The organism is Pinisolibacter aquiterrae (genome assembly GCF_019160155.1).
Taxonomy (GTDB): Bacteria; Pseudomonadota; Alphaproteobacteria; order Rhizobiales; family Ancalomicrobiaceae; genus Pinisolibacter; species Pinisolibacter aquiterrae.
In genome coordinates, this window is sequence record NZ_JAFNIH010000025.1 from 184,814 (window position 1) to 202,028 (window position 17,215).

Consider the following 17,215-nt stretch of genomic DNA (forward strand, 5'->3'; position numbering starts at 1 on the left):
GAAAAAAACATGCGTAAACTCGAGATCATCGCCTTCGCAATGCTGCTCGGTGGCACCGCCGGCGCCGCCTTCGCGGCCGAGACCCCCGCCGCGCCCCCGGCCGGTCCCTATGGGCAGCCGGCGGCTCAGGCCCCGACCCAGCCGCCGATGCCCGGCTATTGGGGCGCTCCGCCGCCGTGGGCCCAGCCCGCCCCGCCGGCTCCCGCCGCCGACGGCAAGACCGCCGCTCCGGCCGCGCCTCAGGGCTGGGCCCCGCCGCCCCCGCCGCCGCCGCCCCCGCCCTACTATGGCGGCTATCCGGGCTACGGCCCCGGCTACGGTTACGGCTACCCGGGCTACGGCTACGGCCCCTACGGCCATCCCTATTACGGCTACGGCCGCGGCTATGGCCAGGGGTACGGCCAGGGGTACGGCCAGGGCACCGGCAACATGCGCGGCAACTTCTCCTTCGGCGGCGATGCCAACACCTCCGGCAACGGCTGGGGCATGCCCGGCTGGAACGGCGGCGGACCCGGCTGGGGCGGACCCGGTTGGGGCTGGTGATCGCGCCCCTCGCGGCGGCGTCCGGGCCTCACCCGGCCGCTCGCCGCGCGGCGCGATCGACGTCGCGGAACCTCGCTTCGGCCCGCGCGGCCGGAGCGAGGGCTCACCCGGCTGAGGAGACGTTGAGATGAAGGGCATCGGAAGACTTCTGGCGACCGCCGCCGTGGCGACCGCGCTGCTCGTCCCGGCGACCGCCGAGGCGCAGTGGTGGGGCGGAAGCCCCTGGGGCGGCGGCCCGTGGGGGGGTGGTCCTTGGGGCGTGCCGGGATATGGCGCGCCCGGGTTCGGCTACCCGGGTATCGGTTATCCCGGTCTCGGCTATCCGGGCCTCGGGTTCAATCCCTGGGGATCGGGGCTCGGGCGCGGCAACCTGAGCTTCTCCACCGATCTGTCCGGCTGGGGCAACGGCCTCGGCAACGGCATCGGCTCGCCTTGGGGCGGATCCCCCTGGGGGGGAAGCCCTTGGGGCGGCACGCCTTGGGGCGGGACCCCATGGGGAGGAAGCCCCTGGGGTGGCTCGCCCTGGGGCGGCGGCCCGTGGCGGGGCTGGTGACGATCGCGGCACGGCGGCGGACGGAGAGGCATCCGCCGGCCGCCGTGTCGATCCTCATTCGATCGACGGGGAAAGCCGATGCTCGCGCGCATCTTCACACGACTGTTCTATGCCGTGATCTTCTTCGGGCTCGGCGTCTGGGCCGCGCCGCATCTGGGCGGCGCCTCGCGCTGGATCGACGAGGGCGTCGCCTCGACCCGTGACGGCGCGGTGGCACTGTGGGCCTGGGCGGAGGAGACCTTCTCGCCCGCCGGCTTCAAGCCGTCGCCACCCGCGCCCGCGCGCGACCCGGCGGCGAAACCGGCGCCAGCCGTGGTCCCGACACCGAGCGCCCCGGCGCCCGTGGTCGCGTCCCCCACCATGCCCGCGAAACCGGCGCCGAGCGCAGCCACGGTGGCGCCGGCCGAGACCGATGCGCTCGCCGACGCCCGCGCCGCCTATGCGCGCGGTGACGTCGCCGGCGCGATCCGCGCCTACGAGGATCTCCTGGTCGACCGACCGAACGACGCGACCGCCGCCGGCGAATTGGGCAACGTCCTGTGGGCCAACGGCCGGCACGCCGACGCCGCCGCGAGCTATCACCGCGCCGCCGTCGCCCTGATCGCGCAGGGACGCAAGGCGGAGGCAGAGGCGCTCACGGCGCCGATCCGCGCGGGCGATGCCGCCCTCGCCGACGATCTCGTCCGACGTCTCGCCAGGACCCCGGGCACCCCATGAGCAAGGCCAAGAAGCCCGGAAAGCGCGCCAAGCGCAAGGCCGCCGCCCTTCCACCCGGCGGCGGCTTCGTCGTGGTCGCCAATCTCAAGGGCGGTTCGGGCAAGAGCACGATCGCCTTCAACCTCGCCGCCTGGCTCGCCCGCCACGGCGCCCGACCGGCGCTGGTCGATCTCGATCCGCAGAAGACCCTGACCGATCTGGTGGCGGTGCGGCGGGAGATGGAGATCGCGCCGGATCTGCCGATCCCGAGCGACCGTCTCGACGAGGTCCCGGCGCGGACCGGCGCCTGGACCGTCGTCGACGTCGGCGCCGCCGACCGCGACGGCATGGCGGCGGCGATCGCCCGGGCCGATCTGGTGCTGGTGCCGGTCTTGCCCGGTCAGGCCGACGTCTGGGCGACCGAGCGCCATCTGGAGGCGGTCGACGGCGGTCGCCCCGATCATTGCGCGGTGCGGATGGTCCTCAACCGGGCCGATCCCGGCGAGGTCGGTCGCGAGACCCGCGAGGCCCTGGCAGCCCTCACCCTCCTCGCCCGGATGCGGCGATCGACCGCGCTGCTGCCGACCAGCCTGACGCGGCGCGTCGCCTTCTGCCGCTCGCTGAGCGAGGGCCGCGCCGTGTTCGAACTCGACGCCGCCTCCAAGGCCAGCGCCGAATTCGAGGCGCTCGCCGGCGCGATCCTCTCCGACCGCGCCGTCTTCCCCCCGATGTCCCCCCGAGCCGAGGCTTCGTGATGGAACCACCCCGCAAGCCCGCGCTCGAGAACGACTATCCGGCGCAGATCTACACCCGCCCCGACTATCGCCCGCCCGAATACGTCGCCTATCTCGACAAGGCGGTCGCCGCCGTCCATTCGCTGAAGCTGATCGTCTTCGGTCTCATGGCCGGATCGGTGCTGATGGCGATCTACGGCTTCTTCCTGATCTATCAGCTCACCCGCGACAGCCATCGCATGGTCGAGCAGACGGTACGGATGGCCGACGAAATGGTGGCGATGCGCGGGTCGATGGAGACGATCGGCGCCAATGTCGACGCGATGCGCGTGGCGATCGGGCGGATGGGCGACAAGATCGCCGTCATGAACGACAGCGTCGGCGCGATGAACGCCTCGGTCGGCCACATGGCCGGCAGTGTCGGCCTGATCCAGCATTCCACCGCCAACCTCGACCGCAGCTTCGGCCCGGCGATGGGGGCGATGAACACTTTCATGCCCTTCGGCTGGGGCGGCAACAGCTGGCGCGGCGCCCCACCCTACGCGCCGCCGCCGCCGGCCGGGTTCGGCCAGCCGCAGCGGTGAGCCCTGATCAACGGTGGCAGGTGGTGTAGGCCTCGGTGGTGGCGGCGTACCAGCCGTCCGGCACCTGACGGGTCTCCTCGACCTTGGCGATCTCCTCGTCCTGGGCCGGCTTGATCGCCTTGGTGGAGGCGCACTGGCAGGCGTCGACGATCTTCTGCTGTTTGGCGGAACGAGCGTCGGGCTTGGCGCCCTTGGCGGCGTCCGGCTCTTCCTTGGCCGATTCCTGATAGACGCAGGCATCGAGCAGGACGCGGCGGACCAACTCGCGCGAGACCTTGGCCTGCGGAATCGATTCCGCGGCGAGGGCGGGACCGACCGCCGTCGCCAGCGCGAGAACGGCGAGAGAAGCGGCGCGGAGGGATGCGACGGCGCGAACCATGGAGGTGTCTCCGAGGAAAGGGAGAATCCTGCGACGAAAGCCGTCGAGGTCTTCGGGAATTCGCTTCGGATAGCCCGTCCCTCGCCGCCCCTCAAGTGCAGACGGGTGACACGTCGACAGGATTCCACCGCTCGACGCGAACCCGGGTGTCGTGGAAGGCCACGCCACCATAGGGCGCGGGCTGATCGTCGCCGGTGAGCGTGTTGATGCCGCGCCCGTCGGGATGGGCGGAGTTCGGATGGATCCCCTCGACCACCACCACGCCCGGGAGCAGGCCCGGGAAGGCCTCGGCGAGGAGCCGCACCGCGCCGCGCGCGTTGACGAGCCGCACCGGATCGCCGTCGGCGAGGCCGAGACGGGCGAGATCGTCCGGATGCACCTTGGCGCGCGGCCCCTTCTCCCGCGCCTGCGAGGTCGCGGTCTCGGTGAAGCTCGAGTTGAGGAAATTGCGAGCCGGCGGCGTGACCAAGCGGAACGGATGGTCGGCGTCCACCGCCTCCAACACGTCCCATTGGTCGGGCAGGCGCGGCATCGACCGCCACGGCCCCATCGGCCCGTCGTTCTCGGCGGCGACGCTCGTCCAGTCCGGGGCGAAGCGGAAGCGCCCGTCCGCATAGCCGAAGCCATCGAGGAAATGGGCATGTTCGAACGGCGGCTGGCAATCGACCAGCGGCCGGTCCTTCAGATCCTCGAAGGTGCCGTAACCGCCCCGGCGCAGCATCCAGTCGACGTGCTCACGCGCGCTCATCTCGAAGCCGGGATGAGAGACGCCGAGCCTCTTCGCCAGATCGCAGATCACCCGGTGATTCTCCCGCGCCTCGCCCGGCGGCTCGATCAGTTTCGGCCCGACCAGGAGATACTGGTTGCCACCGCCGCGATAGAGATCGTCGTGCTCGAGGAAGGTCGTCGCCGGCAGCACCACGTCGGCCATCTTCGCCGTGTCGGTCATGAACTGCTCGTGGACGGCGACGAAGAGATCCTCTCGCGCGAAGCCGGCCCGGACCTTCTCCTGATCCGGGGCGACCGACATCGGATTCGTGTTCTGGATCAACATCGCCGTGACCGGCGGCCCGCCCTTCAGCGCCGTCGCGTCGCCGGTGAGAATCGCGCCGATCCGGCTCTGGTCGAGCCGGCGCACGCTCGGATCGCGCAGATCGCGCCCCTCCACCAGCGATTTGTCGATCCGAAAGATCGCGCCGTTGTTGTGGAAGGCGCCGCCGCCCTCGTGGCGCCAAGAACCGGCGACGACCGGAATGCAGCTCGCCGCATGCATCGCCACCGTCCCGTTCCGCTGGCGCGAGAAGCCGTAGCCGAGGCGGAAGAAGGTCTTCGGCGTGGTGCCGATCGCCCGCGCGAAGGCCTCGATCTCGCCGACCGAGACGCCGCAGATCGCCGACGCCCACTCCGGCGTCCGCTCGGCGAGATGGGCCTCGAGCTCGGCCGGCACGTCGGTGTAACGCTCGAGATAGGGCCGGTCGGCCCAGCCCTCGCGGAAGAGCACGTGCATCACTGCGCAGGCGAGCGCCGCGTCGGTGCCGGGGCGCACGACGAGCGCGATGTCCGCCTGTTCCATGGTCGGGGTGCGGTAGACGTCGACGACGGCGATGCGCGCGCCGCGTTCCTTGCGGGCGCGGGTCGCGTGGGTCATGACGTTGACCTGGGTCGCGACCGCATTGGTGCCCCAGATCACCACGAGATCCGACTTCGCCATCTCGCGCGGATCGGCGCCGGTCAGGCGGCCGTGACCGGCGATCCAGCCGGGCCAGGCGAGCGCGGTGCAGATCGTGCCGTATTCCTCGGAATATTTCTTGGCGTGACGCAGCCGGTTGATGCCGTCGCGCTGCACTTGCCCCATCGTGCCGGCGTAGTAATAGGGCCAGACGCTCTCGGGCCCGTGCGCGGCCTCCGCCTTCAGGAATTCGGCCGCGATCCGGTCGAGCGCCTCGTCCCAGGAGATCTCGCGGAACTGCCCGGAGCCCTTGGGGCCGGTGCGCAGAAGCGGCTTCGTCAGCCGGTTCGGCGAATGGACACGTTCGGCATAGCGCGCGACCTTGGCGCAGATCACGCCGGCCGTATAGCTGTTCTCGGTCGAGCCGCGCACCCGCCCGATGGTGCGCTCGTCGAGGAGCTCCACCTCGAGGCTGCAGGTCGACGGACAATCGTGCGGACAGGTGGTGCGCGCGGTGCGGACGGGGACGATCTGATTCATGCGGACCCTCGCGAGACGAAGGCGCGCACTATCGCAGCTTCGTCTCGCTCCAGGGAGGCCGCCGACGATGAATTTCGGCGACCCGATCGATCAATCCCGTCGATCGGTCACACCGCGCCGGAGAATTTCGGCAGGAACGGGATGTCGTCGAGGCCGATCCCGGAATGCATCAGCGCCCAAAAGAGCGCGAAGACGATGCCGGCGAGCACCGTCGTGAGCCCGGCCTTGAGGAGCAACTCCGGCTGCGCCGGCGCCGAGGCGGGCGTGCCCGGCACGACCTCTCCCGCCTCGCCCTGCGTGCGCACCTTCAACGGCAGAACCGCGAAGAGGACGATCCACCAGATCACGAAATAGATGGCGACGGCCGTCCCGATCCGCATGGTCCCTCCCCTCGGGTCTCGCCCGCGACGATACGACGAAGCCGCCGCCCGGTCGAGCCGGCGGCGGCCGCGCGCGAGGGAAACGCGATCAGACCTGCTCGATCTCGACCAGGGTGCCGCAGAAGTCTTTCGGGTGGAGGAACAGCACCGGCTTTCCGTGCGCGCCGATCTTCGGCTCGCCGTTGCCGAGGACGCGGGCGCCTTGCGCCTTCAGCTTGTCGCGGGCGGCGATGATGTCCTCGACCTCGTAGCAGACGTGATGGATCGCGCCGCCCGGGTTCTTCTCGACGAAATTGGCGATCGAGGAGGCCTCGCCGAGCGGCTCCAGCAGCTCGATCTTGGTGTTGGGGAGTTGCACGAAGACGACGGTGACGCCGTGCGCCGGCTGCGGCAGCGGTTCCGACACCTCGGCGCCGAGGACGTCGCGATAGACCGCGGTCGCCGCCGCCAGATCCTTCACCGCGATCGCCACGTGATTGAGCCGTCCGATCATCTCGTCTTCTCCATCTCAGTCAGTCGTTTCGATCCTGCATTAGACGCCCGCCGCGCGCGCGTCCATGCCGCTTTCGGCGATCGGTCTCAGACGACCGTGACCGTCACCTCGACGATCGGCTTCTTGCCCCAGCGCTCGTTGACGGCGCCGCGCACCGCGCGCTTGACCGCGTCGGCGACGACGGCGGTATCCTTGCGCTTCGGCCGCGGCAGCCCGTCGAGCGTGGCGGAGGCGGCGACCTCGACGGTGTCGCGGAAGAGCTTGCCGCGCGCGTCCTCCTCGGGAATGCCGATCAGCACGATCGCCGGGTCCGCCAGCGCCGTGCCCTTGGCATCGATCACCAGCGCCACCGTGATCACGCCGGCGAAGGAGGCCTTGCGGCGAGCCGAGGCGCCGGACTTGTCCGGCGTGGTCAGGATCGAGCCGTCGCGGAAGAGCCGGCCGGTGAAGACCTCGTCGACCTCGGCGACCGGCCCCGGCGCCAGCCGCAGCATGCGCCCGTTGAGCGCATGGCCGATCTCGGGCACCCCGAGCGAGCGGGCGAAATCGGCATGGACGGCGAGATGCAGCGCCTCGCCGTGGACCGGCACCGAAACCTGCGGCCGCACCGCCTCGTAGAGCATCCGCATCTCGCCGCGCCGGGGATGGCCGGAGACGTGGACGAGGCCGTCGCGATCGGTGACGATCTTGACGCCCTTGGCGGCGAGCGCGTTCATGATCGCGTTGACGGACTTCTCGTTGCCGGGAATCGTCCGCGAGGAGAAGATCATCATGTCGCCCGGCGACATCGCCACATGGCGGTGATCCCCGGCGGCGATGCGGGCGAGCGCCGCCCGGCTCTCGCCCTGCGACCCGGTCAGGAGCGCCACCACCTTGTCGCGCGGCAGCCAGCCATAGGCCTGATCGTCGAGAAACTCCGGCAAGCCGTCGAGAAGCCCGCATTCGCGCGCGACGTCGATCGCCCGACGCATCGCCCGCCCCATCACCACGACGTTGCGGTCGGCCTTCTGCGCGGCTTCCGCGATCGCGCGGATGCGGCCGATGTTCGAGGCGAAGGTCGTCACCCCGACGCGGGCCGGCGCCTTGGCGATGATTTCGGCGAGAGACTCGGCGACGTCCCGCTCCGAAGGGCTCGACCCGTCGCGCAGCACGTTGGTGGAATCGTTGACGAGCGCCCGCACGCCCTCGTCGCCGAGGGCGCGGAAACGGTCGAAATCCGTCGCCCAGCCGGTGACCGGGGTCGGATCGACCTTCCAGTCGCCGGTGTGGATGACGCAGCCGAGCGACGTGCGGATCGCGAGGCTCACCGCCTCGGGAATCGAATGGGCGACCGAGATCGCCTCCACCTCGAAATCGCCGATCGTCAGGCGGTCACCGGCGGTGAAGCGCGTGACCGGGATCTGGCGCGCGCCGGGCTCGGCGGCGGCCTTCGCCTCGAGCAGGCCGGCGGCGAAGGGCGTCATGTAGAGCGGCGCCTCGAGGCGCGGCCACAGCTCAAGCAGCGCGCCGAAGTGATCCTCGTGCGCATGGGTGATGACGATGCCGGCGAGGCTCTTCCGCTCCTCCTCGATGAAGCGAATGTCCGGGAAGATCAGATCGACGCCGGGTTCGTCGAATTCGGAGGCGAAGGTGATGCCGCAGTCGACCATCAGCCAGCGGCGATCGTCCTCCGGACCGAAACCGTAGAGCGCGAGATTCATCCCGATCTCGCCGACGCCGCCGAGCGGCAGGAACACCAATTCGTCACCCTTGCTGGGTCGCTTTCGCATCGTCACTCCTCGGACGTCCGTCCGGAATCGGGGAAGAACACGTCGCCCGCGGAAATCTTACGCCGGCTCCCGTCGGCGCGGGCGAGAATCAGATGGCCGGCCTCGTCGATCGCCTCGAAGAGCCCCTCGTCCTCGCCGTCGACGAGCCGCACCCGGATCGGCTCACCGAGCCGGACCGCGCGCTCGAGCCAGGCCGCCCGGATCGCCGCGAAGCCCCGCCCCTCGTCCCACTCGGCCAACCGCGCGGCGAACGCGGCGACGAGATCGTCGAGGAGCAATTCCGGCGGCATGTCGATCCCCTCCGCGAGGAGGCTCGTCGCCGGCGTCTCGGTGCCGAAGGGATAGTGGCGGCAGTTGATGCCGATACCGACCGCGACGGCGGTGCGCCCCGCCTCGGTGCGCGTCGTCTCGAGCAGGATACCGGCGAGCTTGCGCCCCGACAGCATCAGGTCGTTCGGCCACTTGATCCCCGGCGCGCGGCGACCGCTCGCCCGCGCGACCGCGTCGGCGGCGGCGAGCACCGAGACGAAGGGCAATTCGGGGAGATGAAACGGCGCGCAGGGGTCGATCAGCAGCGCCGAGGCGTAGAGATTGCCCGGCTCCGAGGTCCAGCTGCGACCGCGCCGGGCGCGCCCGCCGTCCTGCCGCTCGGAAACGACCCAGACCCGGCCGGGATCCCCGGCACGGGCCAGATCGAGCACGTCGACGTTGGTCGAAGCGGTGGCGATCTTGCGCAGCACCCGCCACGGCGCGCCCTCGGCGGGGACGGGCCGCCCCCGGCCGAGACGGGTCTCGATCATCAGAACAGAGACTTGGCGGCGGCGGTCGCGGCCGAGGTGAGGCCGTTGCCGGCGACGACGAAGATCACCACGAAGACGCTGGCGAGCGCGAAGACGACCTTCTGCTCGAGCGACGCCGGATCGAGCTCACCCGCCGGCTCGTCGAAGTAGATCACCTTGACGATGCGGATGTAGTAGAAGGCGCCGACCACCGAGGCGAGCACGCCGAGCACCGCCAGCACGTAGAGGTGACCGGCGACCGCCGCCTGGAACACGTACAGCTTGCCGAAGAACCCGGCCAGCGGCGGGATGCCGGCGAGCGAGAACATCAGCATGGCCAGACCGAAGGCGGCGATCGGCCGGTTCCGCGAGAGACCGGCGAGATCGGCGATGTCCTCGACCGGACGACCGTCGCGACGCATCGCCAGGATCATCGCGAAGGCGCCGAGCGTCGTCACCATGTAGATCGCCAGATAGATCGCGACACCCGAGACGCCCTCGACCGTGCCGGCGGCGAGGCCGACCAGCGCATAGCCCATGTGGCCGATCGAGGAATAGGCCATCAGTCGCTTGATGTTCCTCTGACCGATACCGGCGAAGGCGCCGAGCGCCATCGAGGCGATGGCGATGAAGGCGACGATCTGCTGCCAGGAATGGCCGACCGGACCGAAGGGCTCGGCGCAGACGCGAACGATGAGCGCGAAGGCGGCGATCTTCGGAGCGGCCGCGAAAAAGGCGGTGACCGGCGTCGGCGAGCCTTCGTAGACGTCCGGCGTCCACATGTGGAACGGCACCGCCGAAATCTTGAAGGCGAGACCGGCCATGATGAAGACGAGGCCGAAGACGACACCGAGCGAGGGTCCGTGCGCGCCCTGGAGCTGCGCGCCGATCGCGGCGAAGCCGGTGTGGCCGGTGAAGCCGTAGACCAGAGAGGCGCCGTAGAGCAGCATGCCCGAGGACAGCGCGCCGAGGACGAAATACTTCAGACCCGCCTCGGTCGACCGGACGTTGTCGCGATCCATCGCCGCGACGACGTAGAGCGCCAGCGACTGCAGCTCGAGGCCGAGATAGAGCGAGATCATGTCGTTCGCCGAGATCATCAGCAGCATGCCGACGGTCGCGAGCACCACCAGGACCGGATATTCGAACCGGGCGTAGCCGTCGGTCTTCGCCGGCCGCGCCGACAGGATCACCGCCACGCCCGAGCCGATCAGCGCCAGCACCTTCATGAAGGAGGAGAAGGGATCGACGACGAAGCCGCCGCCGAAACCCGACGCCGCCTTCGGACCGGCGATCACCAGCACCAGGGTCACGACCAGGAGGCCGACGGCACCCCACGTGACCGCGCCGGTCGACTTCTCCCCGGCGAAGACGCCGAACATGAGAAGCGCGAGCGCGCCGATCGCGAGGACAATCTCCGGCAGCGCCGGCAACAGATCGGGTGTCATGGTCACTGACTCTCAGCCCCAGTCGTCGGGATCGTGACCGCGTCTCACCCCCGAGCCGCGGTCCGACCGTTCATTCGCCAGCCCGACCGGACGGAACGCCCGGTCGGGGATCTCATCAGTTCGCCAACAGGGCGATCTTGGACGACGCCGCGATGGCGGCCGTCACCTTGGTCAACATCGCCTGCACCGAAGCCTCCGAGGCGTTCAGGATCGGCGCCGGATAGACACCGTAGAACACCGTCGCCGCGATCAGCGGGAACAGGACCGCGCGCTCGCGCCAGTCGAGATCGAGGATCCCGGCGAGCGCCGGCTTCTCGAGCTTGCCGTTCATCACCCGCGCCAGCAGATAGAGCGCGTAGGCCGCCGACAGGATGACGCCGGTCGCCGCGAAGAACGCCACCCAGGTGTTGGCGCGGTAGGCGCCGAGCAGGGTGAGGAACTCGCCGACGAAGCCGGAGGTGCCGGGCAGGCCGATGTTGGCCATGGTGAACAGCAGGAAGGCGACGCCGTACCACGGCATCCGATTGACGAGGCCACCATAGGCCGCGATCTCACGGGTATGCATGCGGTCGTAGATCACGCCGACGCAGAGGAAGAGCGCGGCCGAGACGAAGCCGTGGCTGACCATCTGGAAGATGGCGCCCTGCACGCCCGCCTGATTCATCGTGAAGATGCCCATGGTGACGTAGCCCATGTGGGCGATCGACGAATAGGCGATCAGCTTCTTGATGTCCTCCTGCGCCAGCGCCACCAGCGAGGTGTAGATGATCGCCACCACCGAGAGCGTGAACACGAACGGCGCGAACATCTCGGAAGCGAGCGGGAACATCGGCAGCGAGAAGCGCAGGAAACCGTAGCCGCCCATCTTCAGGAGGATGCCCGCCAGGATCACCGAGCCGGCCGTCGGCGCCTCGACGTGCGCGTCGGGAAGCCAGGTGTGCACCGGCCACATCGGCATCTTCACCGCGAACGAGGCGAAGAAGGCGATCCAGGCCCAGATCTGCAGCTGCAGCGGGAAGCCGTGCGCGAGCAGCGTCGGGATGTCGGCGGTTCCCGCCTCGAAATACATCGCCAGCATCGCGATCAGCATCAGCACCGATCCGAGCAGCGTGTAGAGGAAGAACTTGAAGGAGGCATAGACCCGACGCGGTCCACCCCACACGCCGATGATGATGAACATCGGGATGAGGCCGGCTTCGAAGAAGACGTAGAACAGCATCAGATCGAGGGCGGTGAAGACGCCGATCATCAGCGTTTCCAGCACCAGGAAGGCGATCATGTATTCCTTGACGCGGTTCTGCACGCTGTCCCAGGAGGCCAGGATGCAGAAGGGCATCAGGAAGGTGGTCAGCAGCACGAAGGCGACGGAGATGCCGTCGACGCCCATGTGGTAGCTGAACAGGTTGCCGAGCCAACCCGACTTCTCCTCGAGCTGGAAGCCCGGGTTCGAGGGATCGAACCGGGCCCAGATCAGGAGCGAGACGAGGAAGGTCACCACCGTGGTCAGAAGCGCGATCACGCGGACGTTGCGCTTCGCCAGATCGTCGTCGCCACGGACCAGCGCCATGAAGGCGACGCCGACCAAGGGCAGGAACGTGACGATCGTGAGCACCGGCCAGTTGCCCATCACCGAACTCCCCCGAACATCACATAGGTCACCAGCGCCGCGACACCGATCAGCATGGCGAAGGCATAGTGGTAGAGATAGCCAGACTGCAGCGCGACGACCTTGCCGGTGATCGCGACGACCCGCGCCGACACGCCGTCGGGGCCGAAGCCGTCGATGATACGCCCGTCGCCCTCCTTCCACAGGAAGCGGCCGATCGCCTTGGCGGGCCGGACGAACAGGAAGTCGTAGAGCTCGTCGAAGTACCACTTGTTGAGCAGGAACTGATAGAGGCCCTGCTGCGAGGCGGCGAGCTTCTCCGGCAGCGCCGGGTTCACCACGTAGAAGACATAGGCGACGATCAGGCCCGTCAGCATCGCGACGAAGGGTGCGAACTTCACCGCCGTCGGGACGTGATGCATGTGCTCGAGCACGTGATTGTTCGCTCCGGTGAAGACGGCGCCCTTCCAGAACTCGCCATAGGCGTGGCCGATGAAGAGACCCGAGAACACCATGCCGGCCAGAACCGCGCCGGTGGCGAGCACCATCAGCGGAACCGTCATCACCGCCGGGCTCTCGTGGACGTGATCCATCACCTCCTTCGAGGCGCGCGGAGCGCCCCAGAAGGTCTTGAAGATCAGACGCCAGGAGTAGAACGAGGTGAACAGCGCGGCGATGACGAGGAGCGCGAAGGCGAGACCGGAGACGGCGTTGTCGCCGACATAGGCCGCCTCGATGATCGCGTCCTTCGAGTTGTAGCCGGCGAAGCCGAACTCGGTCATCGGGATGCCGACGCCGGTCAGCGCCAGGGTGCCGACGATCATCATCAGGTAGGTGAGCTTGATGTGCCCCTTGAGGCCACCCATCGAGCGCATGTCCTGTTCACCCGAGACGGCATGGATCACCGAGCCGGCGCCGAGGAACAGCAGCGCCTTGAAGAAGGCGTGCGTGAAGAGGTGGAACACGCCCGGACCGTAGGCGCCGACGCCGAGCGCGACGAACATGTAGCCGAGCTGCGAGCAGGTCGAATAGGCGATGACGCGCTTGATGTCGTTCTGGACGAGACCGACCGTCGCCGCGAAGAAGGCGGTGACCGCCCCGACCAGGGTGACGATGGTGAGCGCCGTCGGCGACAGCTCGAACAGCGGCGACAGACGCGCCACCATGAAGACGCCGGCGGTGACCATGGTCGCGGCATGGATCAGCGCGGAGACCGGGGTCGGGCCTTCCATCGCGTCGGGAAGCCAGGTGTGCAGCAGGAACTGCGCCGACTTGCCCATCGCCCCGAGGAAGAGCAGCAGACAGATCGTCGTCACCGCGTCGACCTGCATGCCGAGGAAGGTGATGGTCTTGCCGGCCATCGACGGCGCCGCGGCGAAGATCGTGTCGTAGTCGACCGTCTGGAACAGCCAATAGACGCCGAAGGTGCCGAGGATGAAGCCGAAGTCGCCGACGCGGTTGACCACGAAGGCCTTGATCGCCGCCGCGTTCGCCGAGGGCTTCTGGAACCAGAAGCCGATCAGCAGATAGGAGGCGAGACCGACGCCTTCCCAACCGAAGAACATCTGCACCAGATTGTCGGAGGTCACCAGCATCAGCATGGCGAAGGTGAACAACGACAAATAGGCGAAGAAGCGCGGCCGATCCGGATCGTGGCTCATGTAGCCGATCGAATAGACGTGGACGAGCGCCGAGACCGTGTTGACCACCACCAGCATGACGGCGGTCAGCGTGTCGACGCGGATCGCCCAGTCGACCGAGAGACCGGCGGTGTGAAGGAACGGCAGCAGGTTGACCTTGAAGGCGCCGTGATGCTCGCCGAGGCCGACCTGGACGAAGGCGATCCAAGAGAGCACGGCAGCCACCAGCAGGAGGCCGGAGGTGACCAGTTCGGCCGGCCGCGCCAACGGCTTCTCCTCGTGATGCGCGTCATGGCCGTGGTCGTCGTGACCGTGGGCGTCGGCGGCATGACCCTGCGCGCCATGGTCGTCGTGACCATGACCGAGGGCGGCGGCTCCCATCGGCGCCACCGGATGGCCGAGCAGCGTCATCGCGCCCGCGATCAGGAAGCCGAGGAGAGGCAGAAAGACGATCGCCGTGAACATGGATCGATCAACCCTTCATCACGTTGACGTCTTCCACCGCGATCGAACCGCGGGTCCGGAAGAACACGACCAGAATGGCGAGGCCGATGGCGGCCTCGGCCGCCGCCACCGTCAGGACCAGGAGGGCGAAGATCTGCCCGACGAGGTCACCCAGAGCGGTGGAGAAGGCCACGAAATTGATGTTGACGGCGAGAAGGATCAGTTCGACCGACATCAGGATGACGATGACGTTCTTCCGGTTGAGGAAGATGCCGAACACCCCCAGCGTGAAGAGAATCGCGGCCACCGAGAGGTAGTGCGACAAGCCGATTTCCATGACTTCCCCCGTCTCGTCCGAGGTATCCCGACTTCGAGGCCGTGCCTCGAGGCGAATTCCCTGATCGGCGAGGCCCCTGCCCCGCCGTGATTTGCTCAGAGACCCTTGCCGCTCTCCACCGAGACGATCTCGATGGCGGTGGCCGGGCCGCGAGCGACCTGTTCCTCGATGTTCTGGCGCTTGACGAAGGCCTTGTGGCGCAGCGTCAGAACGATCGCGCCGATCATCGCCACCAGGAGGACCAGACCGGCCACCTGGAAGAAGAAGATGTACTTCGTGTAGAGCACCGCGCCGATCGCCGCCACGTTGGTGGTCGCCGCCGTGATCGGTGTCGCTCCGTGGCCGATCATGCCCGGCTCGATCGCCCAGCCGCCCACCACCATCAGCAGTTCGGCGAGCAGGATCAGCCCGATGACGCTGCCGATCGGCATGTACTCGAGCAGCCCCGAGCGCAGCTCGGTGAAGTCGACGTCGAGCATCATCACCACGAACAGGAACAGCACCGCGACGGCGCCGACGTAGACGACGACCAAGAGCATCGCCAGGAACTCGGCGCCCATCAGCACGAACAGACCCGCCGCGTTGAAGAAGGCGAGGATCAGGAACAGCACCGAATGCACCGGGTTGCGCGCCGAGATCACGCCGAAGGCGGAGGCCACGGTGACGGCCGCGAAGAGATAGAAGAAAAAGGCCTGGATCATCGGTCATCCCCGATCACTCTCCCGGCGGGATCGCCGGTCGAGCTACTCGTCAGCGGTAGGGTGCGTCCATCTGGAGGTTGCGAGCGATCTCGCGTTCCCAGCGTTCGCCGTTGGCGAGCAGTTTCGCCTTGTCGTAGTAGAGTTCCTCGCGCGTCTCGGTGGCGAACTCGAAGTTCGGCCCCTCGACGATCGCGTCGACCGGACACGCCTCCTGGCAGAAGCCGCAATAGATGCACTTCACCATGTCGATGTCGTAGCGCGTGGTGCGCCGCGTCTGGTCGTTGCCGCGCGGCGCCGCCTCGATGGTGATCGCCTGCGCCGGACAGATCGCCTCGCACAACTTGCAGGCGATGCAGCGTTCCTCGCCGTTCGGATAACGGCGCAGCGCGTGCTCACCGCGGAAACGCGGGCTCACCGGCCCCTTCTCGAAGGGGTAGTTCAAGGTCGCCTTGGGCGCGAAGAAGTAGCGCATCGACAGGAAGAACGCCGATACGAACTCCTTCAGCAACAAGGACTTCGCCGCCCGATCGAGTCTCATCGTCTCACCTGCCCTCGTCTCACCCCGAAATCGCTCCGGGGCCACGGTCGTCTCGTTTCCGGTCGCCCCGGTCACCCCGCCATCGTCGCGCCGAACCAATAGCCCAGTCCGACGAACACCGCGAGGTTGACCACGAAGGCCACCTTCAGAAGCACTTCCCGACGGGCGGCCTGCGCCGTGTCGCCGACGACCGCCGTCTTTTCCCAGGCACGCCGCAGCAGAGCCGCGATCATGCCGAAATCGATCACTCCGACCACGGCGCCCATGAAGGCCCCGATCAGACCGGCGAGAGAGATGTTCATCCTCTCTCTCCCTTTCTCCGGCTCAGGGCGCCCAGCCCGTCACCTGCAGCACGCCCGCGACGATGACCACCATGGCCAGCGAGAGGGGCAGAAACACCTTCCAACCGAGTCGCATCAGCTGGTCGTAGCGGTAGCGCGGCACGAACGCCTTCACCATCGCGAACATGAAGAACCAGAACAGGATCTTCAGCACGAACCAGATCACGCCCGGGATCCAGTTGAACGGCGGCAGATCGATCGGCGACGCCCAACCGCCCATGAACAGGATCGACAGCATCGCGCACTGCAGCACGATGGCGACATATTCCGCCAGCATGAACAGCATGTAGAGCGACGAGCCGTATTCGACCATGAAGCCGGCGACCAGTTCCGATTCCGCTTCCGCCAGATCGAAGGGGGGACGGTTGGTCTCCGCCAGCGCCGAGATGAAGAAGATCACCATCATCGGCAGCAGCGGCAGCCAGTACCAGTTCAGGAACGACAGCCACGGCACGCCGAGCGCGCTCGCCAGCCCATGGCTCTGGGCGCGGACGACGTCGGAGAGGTTCAGCGAGCCGACGCAGAGCAGCACCGTGATGATCACGAAGCCGATCGAGACCTCGTAGGAGACCATCTGCGCGGCCGAGCGCAGCGCCGACAGGAACGGATACTTCGAGTTCGACGCCCAGCCGCCCATGATGGTGCCGTAGACACCGAGCGAGGAGATCGCCAGCACGTAGAGGATGCCGACGTTGATGTCGGAGATCACCCACCCGTCGGCGACCGGGATCACCGCCCAGGCGGCCAGCGCCACCATGGTCGCGAAGAACGGAGCGAAGATGAAGATGCCCTTGTTGGCGCCCGACGGGATCGTCGGCTCCTTGAAGACGAACTTCAGCATGTCGGCGAAGGACTGCAAGAGACCCCAGGGCCCGACCACGTTGGGACCGCGCCGCATCTGCACCGCCGCCCAGATCTTGCGATCGGCGTAGATGACATAGGCGACGCCGATCAGCAGCACGACCAGGAGGACGAGCGATTCGGCGACGATGATGATGAGAGGCCAGAGGTAGTCGGCCCAGAATGCGGACATCACGCTCT

Annotated in this window: 19 protein-coding genes; 5 read left to right on the forward strand and 14 right to left on the reverse strand. The window is 68.1% G+C overall.

All coding sequences use genetic code 11. From position 1 onward, the window contains the following. The first annotated feature begins 9 nt into the window (after positions 1-9). The 5 genes from J3S89_RS10330 to J3S89_RS10350 all read left to right on the forward strand — a co-directional run bounded on the left by J3S89_RS10330 (position 10) and on the right by J3S89_RS10350 (position 3,110). Positions 10-543, forward strand: a complete 534-nt coding sequence (locus tag J3S89_RS10330; protein ID WP_217927437.1) for a hypothetical protein — start codon at positions 10-12, stop codon at positions 541-543. A gap of 127 nt (positions 544-670) precedes the next feature. After that, the gene (locus J3S89_RS23385; protein WP_274383156.1) at positions 671-1,096 is read left to right on the forward strand and encodes a hypothetical protein; all 426 of its coding nucleotides are present in this window, start codon (positions 671-673) and stop codon (positions 1,094-1,096) included. Between the two features lie 78 nt (positions 1,097-1,174). Continuing rightward, entirely contained in the window at positions 1,175-1,813 is a 639-nt protein-coding gene (locus J3S89_RS10340) for a tetratricopeptide repeat protein (RefSeq protein WP_217927438.1), read from the forward strand. Next, a complete protein-coding gene (locus J3S89_RS10345; protein WP_217927439.1) occupies positions 1,810-2,547 on the forward strand; it encodes a ParA family protein in 738 nt (245 codons plus the stop codon). The genes J3S89_RS10340 and J3S89_RS10345 overlap by 4 nt, the downstream gene beginning before the upstream one ends. After that, positions 2,547-3,110, forward strand: coding sequence for a hypothetical protein (locus J3S89_RS10350; RefSeq protein ID WP_217927440.1), 564 nt, complete (start codon positions 2,547-2,549; stop codon positions 3,108-3,110). Before J3S89_RS10345 ends, J3S89_RS10350 begins: the two co-directional genes overlap by 1 nt. A gap of 7 nt (positions 3,111-3,117) precedes the next feature. Here J3S89_RS10350 and J3S89_RS10355 read toward each other — a convergent pair whose 3' ends face one another. The 14 genes from J3S89_RS10355 to nuoH form a co-directional block, all read right to left on the reverse strand. Next, the gene (locus J3S89_RS10355) at positions 3,118-3,489 is read right to left on the reverse strand and encodes a hypothetical protein (protein ID WP_217927441.1); all 372 of its coding nucleotides are present in this window, start codon (positions 3,487-3,489) and stop codon (positions 3,118-3,120) included. Between the two features lie 91 nt (positions 3,490-3,580). Continuing rightward, positions 3,581-5,698: a molybdopterin oxidoreductase family protein gene (locus tag J3S89_RS10360; protein WP_217927442.1), complete on the reverse strand. Its 2,118-nt coding sequence runs from the start codon at positions 5,696-5,698 to the stop codon at positions 3,581-3,583. 107 nt (positions 5,699-5,805) lie between these two features. After that, positions 5,806-6,078, reverse strand: a complete 273-nt coding sequence (locus tag J3S89_RS10365; protein WP_217927443.1) for a DUF1467 family protein — start codon at positions 6,076-6,078, stop codon at positions 5,806-5,808. Between the two features lie 88 nt (positions 6,079-6,166). Beyond that, positions 6,167-6,571: a methylmalonyl-CoA epimerase gene (mce, locus tag J3S89_RS10370; RefSeq protein ID WP_217927445.1), complete on the reverse strand. Its 405-nt coding sequence runs from the start codon at positions 6,569-6,571 to the stop codon at positions 6,167-6,169. Between the two features lie 86 nt (positions 6,572-6,657). Continuing rightward, positions 6,658-8,340 carry a ribonuclease J gene (locus tag J3S89_RS10375; protein WP_217927446.1) on the reverse strand — a complete coding sequence of 561 codons (1,683 nt, stop codon included), beginning with the start codon at positions 8,338-8,340 and terminating at the stop codon, positions 6,658-6,660. Between the two features lie 2 nt (positions 8,341-8,342). Continuing rightward, positions 8,343-9,140, reverse strand: a complete 798-nt coding sequence (locus tag J3S89_RS10380) for a biotin--[acetyl-CoA-carboxylase] ligase (RefSeq protein ID WP_217927447.1) — start codon at positions 9,138-9,140, stop codon at positions 8,343-8,345. Beyond that, positions 9,140-10,567, reverse strand: a complete 1,428-nt coding sequence (gene nuoN / locus J3S89_RS10385; RefSeq protein WP_217927449.1) for an NADH-quinone oxidoreductase subunit NuoN — start codon at positions 10,565-10,567, stop codon at positions 9,140-9,142. The genes J3S89_RS10380 and nuoN overlap by 1 nt, the downstream gene beginning before the upstream one ends. Before the next feature lie 115 nt (positions 10,568-10,682). Continuing rightward, positions 10,683-12,194 carry an NADH-quinone oxidoreductase subunit M gene (locus J3S89_RS10390; protein ID WP_217927450.1) on the reverse strand — a complete coding sequence of 504 codons (1,512 nt, stop codon included), beginning with the start codon at positions 12,192-12,194 and terminating at the stop codon, positions 10,683-10,685. Beyond that, positions 12,194-14,278: an NADH-quinone oxidoreductase subunit L gene (gene nuoL / locus J3S89_RS10395; protein WP_217927451.1), complete on the reverse strand. Its 2,085-nt coding sequence runs from the start codon at positions 14,276-14,278 to the stop codon at positions 12,194-12,196. Before nuoL ends, J3S89_RS10390 begins: the two co-directional genes overlap by 1 nt. A gap of 7 nt (positions 14,279-14,285) precedes the next feature. Continuing rightward, a complete protein-coding gene (gene nuoK / locus J3S89_RS10400; RefSeq protein ID WP_217927452.1) occupies positions 14,286-14,594 on the reverse strand; it encodes an NADH-quinone oxidoreductase subunit NuoK in 309 nt (102 codons plus the stop codon). Between the two features lie 95 nt (positions 14,595-14,689). After that, positions 14,690-15,295 (reverse strand): NADH-quinone oxidoreductase subunit J, encoded by a 606-nt coding sequence (locus tag J3S89_RS10405; RefSeq protein ID WP_217927453.1) that lies wholly within the window; start codon positions 15,293-15,295, stop codon positions 14,690-14,692. A gap of 49 nt (positions 15,296-15,344) precedes the next feature. Next, positions 15,345-15,833: an NADH-quinone oxidoreductase subunit NuoI gene (gene nuoI / locus J3S89_RS10410; protein ID WP_217927454.1), complete on the reverse strand. Its 489-nt coding sequence runs from the start codon at positions 15,831-15,833 to the stop codon at positions 15,345-15,347. Positions 15,834-15,904: 71 nt separating this feature from the next. Beyond that, positions 15,905-16,135, reverse strand: a complete 231-nt coding sequence (locus tag J3S89_RS10415) for a hypothetical protein (protein WP_217927455.1) — start codon at positions 16,133-16,135, stop codon at positions 15,905-15,907. Positions 16,136-16,157: 22 nt separating this feature from the next. Continuing rightward, positions 16,158-17,207, reverse strand: a complete 1,050-nt coding sequence (nuoH, locus tag J3S89_RS10420) for an NADH-quinone oxidoreductase subunit NuoH (protein ID WP_217927456.1) — start codon at positions 17,205-17,207, stop codon at positions 16,158-16,160. Positions 17,208-17,215 lie beyond the last annotated feature (8 nt).